This window comes from Sulfurimonas sp. NWX79 (genome assembly GCF_039667035.1).
Taxonomy (GTDB): Bacteria; Campylobacterota; Campylobacteria; order Campylobacterales; family Sulfurimonadaceae; genus Sulfurimonas; species Sulfurimonas indica.
In genome coordinates, this window is the sequence record NZ_JALCZL010000035.1 from 1 (window position 1) to 8,106 (window position 8,106).

General features: G+C 35.4%; 8 protein-coding genes and 1 pseudogene. 1 reads left to right on the forward strand and 8 read right to left on the reverse strand.

Annotation, left to right across the window (positions count from 1 at the left end; genetic code table 11):
* Positions 1–262 (forward strand): annotated as a pseudogene (locus MNY27_RS10465) (hypothetical protein); the annotation flags it as partial.
* A 60-nt stretch (positions 263–322) separates the two neighbouring features.
* On the opposite strand, the gene MNY27_RS10470 reads toward MNY27_RS10465, so the two are convergent.
* The 8 genes from MNY27_RS10470 to MNY27_RS10505 form a co-directional block, all read right to left on the reverse strand.
* Complete coding sequence (locus MNY27_RS10470; RefSeq protein ID WP_152184913.1) at positions 323–1,072, reverse strand: DUF695 domain-containing protein; 750 nt, start codon at positions 1,070–1,072, stop codon at positions 323–325.
* Positions 1,073–1,414, reverse strand: coding sequence for a hydrogenase maturation nickel metallochaperone HypA (gene hypA / locus MNY27_RS10475; RefSeq protein ID WP_152184912.1), 342 nt, complete (start codon positions 1,412–1,414; stop codon positions 1,073–1,075).
* A gap of 20 nt (positions 1,415–1,434) precedes the next feature.
* Positions 1,435–3,093, reverse strand: coding sequence for an enoyl-CoA hydratase-related protein (locus MNY27_RS10480; protein ID WP_152184911.1), 1,659 nt, complete (start codon positions 3,091–3,093; stop codon positions 1,435–1,437).
* On the reverse strand, positions 3,093–3,956 hold the full coding sequence (gene htpX / locus MNY27_RS10485) for a protease HtpX (protein WP_188109519.1): 864 nt from the start codon (positions 3,954–3,956) through the stop codon (positions 3,093–3,095). The genes MNY27_RS10480 and htpX overlap by 1 nt, the downstream gene beginning before the upstream one ends.
* A 94-nt stretch (positions 3,957–4,050) precedes the next feature.
* Positions 4,051–5,049 (reverse strand): hydrogenase expression/formation protein HypE, encoded by a 999-nt coding sequence (hypE, locus tag MNY27_RS10490; RefSeq protein WP_152184910.1) that lies wholly within the window; start codon positions 5,047–5,049, stop codon positions 4,051–4,053.
* A gap of 12 nt (positions 5,050–5,061) precedes the next feature.
* Positions 5,062–6,513 carry an EAL domain-containing protein gene (locus tag MNY27_RS10495; protein ID WP_346392295.1) on the reverse strand — a complete coding sequence of 484 codons (1,452 nt, stop codon included), beginning with the start codon at positions 6,511–6,513 and terminating at the stop codon, positions 5,062–5,064.
* A complete protein-coding gene (locus MNY27_RS10500) occupies positions 6,485–6,880 on the reverse strand; it encodes a hypothetical protein (protein WP_346392296.1) in 396 nt (131 codons plus the stop codon). Before MNY27_RS10500 ends, MNY27_RS10495 begins: the two co-directional genes overlap by 29 nt.
* On the reverse strand, positions 6,881–8,106 hold a 1,226-nt coding region (locus MNY27_RS10505; protein WP_346392297.1), incomplete at its 5' end, for a nickel-dependent hydrogenase large subunit.

Here is an 8,106-nt window from a genome sequence, read left to right on the forward strand (position 1 = left end):
GATTTATATAAGTTTGGATCAAAATCTTCAAATAAAACAGGGCAAAACAAAGAGGTGGTTTAAGTTTCAAATTGTAACTTTTTTTTACTTTTTAGTGCAAAATTTTAGGATTCGTTTGACAACTAAAACCAAAGGTGCTTTTCCTAACGATAACAGCTTACTTAAACTACTGTTTATGGGTATTCAAAATGCTCAGAAAAAATGGACTATGCCAATTCGAAACTGGAGCTTAACTATCTCTCAACTCTCAATTTACTTTTAGGGAAGATTGGATAAAGCTCTTAATTTATGATACAATTTTAGGAATTATTCTTTTATAACCCTATATCTTAACTAAAGAACATTCCCATCCATCATACGAACCATCACAACTATCACTCATATCTATAATCTTCATAGTCAATGCATCTATATCATAATAAAATGGTACATCTTTACGATAAAACTGTACACCATACATCGTTTCACCATTAAATGGAACTTCCATCTCTTTTTGATTGCGGAATCCTTCAGCTTCAATAAGTTTTATAAACTCTTGACGATTTTCATCATTTTTAAAATAGACTTTATGTTCTATTGCTCTTTCTAAATGAAGGTTGTCCCCTTGTTCTTTGAGATTATCACATGCATGATGATTAGCTATAATTTGCCATTCCCTGATTGTTGGAAATAGGAGTTTTTGATAGACCTCCCATTCCATATCTGGACGTGAGCCATATTCATATTCGTAATCAAAATGTTCCATAGCAGCTGCAACAGTGTTACTCCACTCAAAATCAAGCTTAAGTGCATAAACAAACGTTACCTCTCCATTAGAAATTATACGACCTATATATTTACCACTTCGCCATCTAAGAGACTCCATTTCAAGTCTATCTTCAATAAAACCAACGTCATCACTTTCATCTTCAGTTACAAGTCCATCCTCTTTAGGATTTTTTAGCTTAATTTTCACAAATCCAACATACATATACTCATAATTTGGTACACTGTCTGCAACACCCGCATTAAATGCAACCATTGCTTTATATCCTTCAATAGGCTTTACATAACTTTCCCAATACTCTTGCATCTATTCCATCTCCAAACTCATTAAAAACATATCTTCTCCATCAATAACATCTACATTTGTAGAACTACACTCAGGACAACAGTAATGTACCTTCTCCAGTTCATTTTCTTTTTTACAGGAGTTACACCGTATTTTGAGTTGTTGTATATTCATAACAAATTCTGCTTTATCACAAATGGTTTTTTCTTTAAAAGTATTAAAGGCAATCTCCAGAAGATGAGCTTCTATACCACTCATGACACCGATCTTTACAATGATTTTTGTTACCTGTGAAGCTTTATTTTGCTCAGCAATATCCTCAATCTGTTCTAGCAGTGCTTGTACAACACTATACTCATGCATATATCTTCCTAAATGAATAATTATTCATTAATTATAGCTTTTAATCGTTTTGGTGTCTGCGAAGGACAAACTTTATAGACAAACTCATATCGAAGTGTGTGAAAACTACTCGTATTATCCCAAAATTCTGGATGCATTACAGCTATTTCAGCCTCTCTTTTTGCTTCAATAATCTCACGATTGGCTTCTAAATAATCCTCTTTCTCCCACAAAAAGTCCTCAAAAGCATCTTCATCTTCGAGCAACACTTTACAAAACACTTCAAGCTCCTTTTGATAACTTGCGTGAGAAAAGACTCTCTCAACCATACCAATACGCTGTGCTTCGTTCACCCCTATCGGCAAACAAGCATCAAGTAACTCCTCTGCTTTTTGCTCCCCTACTCGCTTTGGCAGGCTGTAAGTATGGTACTCACTGCCACTAAGACCTAAAGTTTTGTAGTGAGGATTCAGCACTACACCTTCGCATGCTACAACATAGTCACATGCAAGCGCCAGAAAAACACCCCCTGCTCCCGCATTCTTTTCCAGTGAAGCAACAGTAACAACATCATCAGCAAATAAAATACTCTTTACTAAATCATTCATCGCATTGATATTGCTCCAACCATCTTCTCCATTTTTCTTACTATCTTCTAAGATATTGAGATGGATACCATTACTAAAAAAATCAACTCCACCCATAAGTACAACAACTTTTACTTGTTCTTTGATGTACTCAAAAGCATATTTGAGCTTCATACACTTGTCACTGCTAAAAGCTCCATTATGAAAATTAAAATATAGATAGGCTATTTCATCTTTTATCTCGCAGTTTATCTCATAAAAGGTCTTGTAACTCTTATCAAAAATGAGTGGTAATCTCTCCTCTTTTATTCCCTTAAGTCGCTCTTTAAGTACATAGGTTGCAGGAAGTTTAAACTTACCTACTTCTTTAAGGTGTGTAACCCAAATCGCACCATCAACGGTGCTAAGACATATCGCACCATCACGTTTAGCAAGTATCTCCTTAGGCTTTTCACCACGAAGTCGTTCTTCTTTCCAAGCACCATATAAGTAACACTGCAGACCAAGTATCTCATCTAAAACCCCAGGATGAGAGTCACTCATATAGATTTTTGTAAGAATCTCCTGCGTTGTATCTCTTTGCCAATCAATCGCTCTATCAGCTTGCGTGAGCTGTTTATGTGGTGGTGTTGGAAGCTGTGGTGTAGGAGTGAAAGTATCATCTTCAATATTTGTAAGCAGTTCTTTGAGTAGTGTAAGAGAGGCGACATTGACCTCATTACGATAGAGTGAAGCCTTGTAGGTGTAACGCATCATAAAATCTTCTTCAGCGTAAATACTCCCACCATCAAACTCATCATTAGCACGTAGATATACTACACCCCATTCACTCTTTGCCTCACGCAAAGCATTATCTAGCGAGTATGCCCCTTTATCTCCTCGAATACCCGGGTGTAAAATATAGGTTGGAAAGTTAGTGTAAATTTCAGAAGGGACAAACTTCTTTAAAAAAGGACAGAGAATAAGCTCAGGTTCAAAAGCTTTTATCTCTTCTATCATCTGAGTATCATTGATGGCATAGACCACATCTATGATATGGCCTATATTTTTTAAATAGGTATATGTAAGTTGAGAAGTAGAGTTAAAAGTACTGATAAGAAGAGTAATTTTCATTAGACTCCCGTATACTCTTTAATATGCTCTAGTCTTGCTTCAATAGGTGGATGTGAAGCAAAAAAACTTCCTAAAAAGCCGACAATCCCAAAAGCACGATAATCATCATTTAAAGCTAATTGCTCACGCGGAATTTTTCCGAGTTTTGCAAGCGCGTAGTAAATCCCCTGTGCACCACTTAAATCAACCGCTCCCTCATCTGCGCGGTACTCTCTGTGACGTGAGTACCACATCAAAATTGCTGTTGCAAAGAGAGAAAAAACCATCTCCAATACCATACTAATCATAAAATACATTGCATGATTTGTATTACCATTTCTGTCACGTGCTACCATAGAGGCAAGTATGCGTGAGATAAAGATTACAAAGGTATTAAGAACACCCTGCATTAGTGTCATTGTCACCATATCGCCATTTTTTACATGGCTTATCTCATGGGCAAGGACTCCTTCAATCTCCTCACGGCTCATCATCTCAATAAGCCCAGTACTTACAGCTACGAGGGAGTTGTTTTTATCCCACCCTGTTGCAAAAGCGTTTGGTGCTGCTTGAAATATACCCACTTCAGGCATCCCGATACCAGCCTCACGTGAGAGCTTCTCGATTGTACTCATAAGCCATCTCTCAAACTCATTGCTAGGATGTTCAATAATCTCTACACCCATCCCACGAATCGCCATCCATTTGGACATAAAAAGCGAGATAAAACTACCTCCAAATCCAAAAAGTGCTGCCATCATAAAGAGTCCACTCATAGATTGTGGATCTATATAGATACCAAAAAAATTACTCAGCATAAAAAGTGCTATATAGAGTGAAGCCATAACAGCTAAGTTCATTACTATTAACATTATTAAAGACATAATTATCCCCTTTCTCAATATTTTTTATTTGATTGTATCATAAAAAATATCTAGATTATGTTACTTTTGTAGCGTAAGCAGAATGGAATTCTTCCTAGCAAATTCGAGGAAGAAGCTCCCCAGTTGGCGTATCTAAAAAACGTTTTGTACCATAAGAGCTCAGTAGCACAACTTTACCTACATAAGCATCACTTACTTTAGCAATCTCTACAGCATTAGCAGAGTTTTCAAAGCTATGTAGTACATCTAAAGCCTTTTGTAATGAGTCTTTTTTAATTGCAAGTACAAATGTTCCCTCATTTGCTAAACTCAGTGCTTCAAAACCAAGCATTTCACAAATACCATAAACCTCTTGTGAAACAGGTATGGAATCTTCTTGCACTTCGATACAGATATTTGACTGTTTTGCCCATTCATTAAGTACAGCACTCACTCCGCCACGCGTTGCATCACGAAGAGCTGTTATTTGCACTCCAGCATCAATGAGAGCTTGGACTTGATGTGTGAGCGATGCACAATCACTACGTAAATCACTTGATAGCTCAATTCCTTCACGTGCAGCAAAGATTGTTGCACCATGACGTCCTACATCACGACTAACGAGAATCACATCATCTTGAGTAATCTTATTTGAGCTTATGCCTTCTTTTTGAATTTCTCCAATACCTGTAGTATTAATAAAAATTTTATCCACACTCCCTCTAGGCACAACCTTTGTATCTCCACTCACTACTATAGCATCATTATTTTCAAGCTCTTTTTTCATACTACGTACAATTTTTTCAAGCTCACGTGTAGCAAAACCCTCTTCTATAATTACACTGCATGTAAGATACTTCGGTTTTGCTCCCATCATTGCAAGATCGTTACATGTTCCACAAATTGCAAGCTTACCTATATCAGCACCAGGAAAAAAGAGTGGACTGACCGTAAAGCTGTCTGTGCTAAAAGCCAGTTCTCCATTATGAATAACTGCTGCATCTTCAGACTTTTCAAGTATCTCATTTTTAAAAGCTTTATAAAATATTTTGCTTATAAGTTCGTTGTTTTCTTCTCCACCATTTCCCATGGATAGGGTTATATTTTTTTGCATAGTTTTTTCCTTTTAATTGCTCATGATACTTCTAAATTCATCTAATGGCATTGGTTTGTAAAAATAATATCCTTGAATTTTTACATAACTTTTTTTACGAATTTTTTTAAATTGTTCTTCTGTTTCAATCCCTTCTACAACAATCTGAATATCTAAAATCCGTGCCATTGTAATGATAGATTTAAAAAGTTGATAATCTTTTTGCGATTCAACAATTGAATCTACAAATATTTTATCAATTTTTAAAGTATCGAGTGGAAATGCACGAATATGTGAGAGTGAAGAGTAACCTGTTCCAAAATCATCTAACGATATTTTAAAACCTAATGCAGAAATAGCCTCTAATACTTTTTTAGCTTTTACAATGTTATTTGCAAAATCACTCTCAGTTATCTCAAAATAAAGTTTTAAATGAGGATTTAACTCTTTTTTTAACTCTTCTAAAAACTTTACTATTTCCATACTATCAAGGATTCTAGCAGTTAGATTAAACGAAAGACTCAACTCTTTTTTAATATCTTCAAACTCTCTTACAACACTTTGTATTTGTTCAAAAGTAAGAGGAACAAAAAGGTCCATCATCTCAAGTTCTTCCATAAAAAAATATGGAGAGAGTATCTCACCGTTTTTTTTCCAACGTAAAAGAACCTCTGCTCCACACAATTCTTTAGTATTTGACCCTACTATTGGATGAAGATAATATATAAATTCCCCTTTTTTATATGCTTCTCGTAATTCATCTTGAAGTAACACTTTTTTAGTTAGTTCTTGCTTCATTGTTGTATTAAAAAAAACAACTTGGTTTTTCCCTTGTGCTTTTGCCTTATACATCGCTATATCTGCGTGTGCTAATAAATCTTCAATAGATGTGTTATCAAAATGATGATAAATCTCTATACCAAGACTAGCAGAAACTATCACTTTTATTTTTGAAGAAATTTGAATCTCTCTTGAAAGCTCTGCTAAAATTTTATTTGCTATTTTTTCTATTTTATCTTTAGCAGCCAAACCTTTAAGAAGCACTGTAAACTCATCTCCTCCAAGCCTTGCAACCAAATCTGTATCTTTTCGCACACAAAGCAACAACCGTTTTGATATTATTTTTAATATATTATCACCAGATTCATGCCCATAAATGTCATTTACATCTTTAAAACCATCAAGATCGATAAATATAAGAGCAAAATTTGTGCGTATAAGTTTGGCACTTTGAAGTGTGAGCATGAGTTCTTCTTTAAAAAGATAGCGGTTTGGTAAACTTGTCAAAGCATCAAATTTTGCAATCTTTTCAAGTTTTTTTGTTCGCTGTCGTATTTTCTTTTCTAAAGATTTTTTTTCCTCTTGAAGTTCTTTAATGGTATGTAGCACTTTTTTATACTGTTTTATAGAGTTTTTTGTATGGATTCTTGCTGCTTCTTGAAGCGTTTTTATCTCATTAATGAGTTGTTTTTTTGTTAACTTCATTCCAAATCTCTTTTACTGCTTTGTCAATATCTTCTTGCTGCCACTCTAAAGTATTGGAGAAATAAAAAAAGATATTTTTTTTCTCTAACGATTTGAGTAGATAGTAAAAAGCACTTTCATGATTATACTCAGACACATTTGCCAAATCAAGTTTTTGCATCTCTATAAAGTTACTCTCATACCCAACACCCTGGTCAACAATGATGATATCTTCATCTGTTTCAAAATGAAGTGCTAAATTTAAACCACCTATTCCACCCTCTACCACTTCAAAATCGATGTTTTTGTGTTGCATAAGTTGTTGATACACCTCCATCCCAAAACTATCGGGATAGCTAAAACGGTTTCCTATGCACACAACTTTCATCTAAAATCCTATTTTATACGAAACTGCTTCATTGTCCACAGAGTGTACAGTACACACCAAACATGGATCAAAACTGCGAATTACATGTCCGAGTTCCATAGGGTTATCGGTATCTGTTATATTTAACCCTATAAGAGCCTTCTCCCATGCTCCATAGTTGCCATCTGCATCTTTTGGAGAACCATTCCATGTGGTTGGAGAGATGATTTGATAACGGGCAATTTTTCCATTTTCAACCTCTATCCAATGCCCCAATGCTCCCCTTGCTGCACTGGTAAGTCCAAAACCAGTGCCACTTTTTTTCTTTTTTGGAGAGATATAGACATCATCACGACACCCATTAACTGCTTCTTCCGTCATCTCAAGCATATAAGCTATGTATTTTGCAGGTCGCAAAAGTCGTGCTAATTGCCTTACATACACACTATCGCCATACCTCTTTTCAAGCTCTATAAAAAGGTTGTCTTGCTCTACCATATACTCAGCTAGTGGTCCTGTTTGGAGTGGTTTGTTTGCATATCTTGGAGCTTTTGTCCAACTGTATGCTTTATCTTTTGCATATTTTGGTACTGTTTTTCCCTCACTTGGATGGAGTGGTTTTTCTTTTTCATACCAACTGTATGCTACATCCTCTGTAATTTTTTCAGCCTCTATTGGTGCATAGGTACCATCACTATAAACACCCGCTTTTATAAGGGAGTTTATAGGGTTTTGTGGGTCATCTACATTTCCATAACTCAAGTATCCATACCCTGTTTTACCAATCTCATCAAGTTTACACTCTCTGGCTAAATGGCTAAAAATCGCTACTTGTGAATCTGGATATTTTTGTATATACTCTTCTAAATCTTGCACAGTTTTTAGGTTTTGTATAGCACCTATAGAGGTGAGATATATCTCCTCTTCCAAATATTTTTGTGTTTTTATCAAATGATTTCTGATATCAAAAAGCTCAATTTTACAGATATTTGCAGATGCTACACCGCCTGGGACTATATGGGAAGTATGGGGCCACTGTCCACCAAGAATTGCCACCACTTTTAAAACATCTTTGGTGATTTGTAAAGTGCTTTTTGCAAACTTCCCTTTAAATGGTGCATAGAGCTCATTTGCCTGCGTGTAAAAGCTTTTTTCTTCATAAAATTTATGTGCAAAATCAACCATAAACATTAAGTAGTGTTGTCGTAAATCACTTTGTAGTGTTTCTGAGAGTATAGATAGATTTC

Bases quoted from the DNA above. Each gene is read 5' to 3' on its own strand.
- MNY27_RS10500 (WP_346392296.1), bottom strand. From the start codon at position 6,880: ATGAAAGTTGTGTGCATAGGAAACCGTTTTAGCTATCCCGATAGTTTT.
- htpX (WP_188109519.1), bottom strand. From the start codon at position 3,956: ATGTCTTTAATAATGTTAATAGTAATGAACTTAGCTGTTATGGCTTCA.
- hypA (WP_152184912.1), bottom strand. From the start codon at position 1,414: ATGCATGAGTATAGTGTTGTACAAGCACTGCTAGAACAGATTGAGGAT.
- MNY27_RS10480 (WP_152184911.1), bottom strand. From the start codon at position 3,093: ATGAAAATTACTCTTCTTATCAGTACTTTTAACTCTACTTCTCAACTT.
- MNY27_RS10495 (WP_346392295.1), bottom strand. From the start codon at position 6,513: ATGAAGTTAACAAAAAAACAACTCATTAATGAGATAAAAACGCTTCAA.
- hypE (WP_152184910.1), bottom strand. From the start codon at position 5,049: ATGCAAAAAAATATAACCCTATCCATGGGAAATGGTGGAGAAGAAAAC.
- MNY27_RS10470 (WP_152184913.1), bottom strand. From the start codon at position 1,072: ATGCAAGAGTATTGGGAAAGTTATGTAAAGCCTATTGAAGGATATAAA.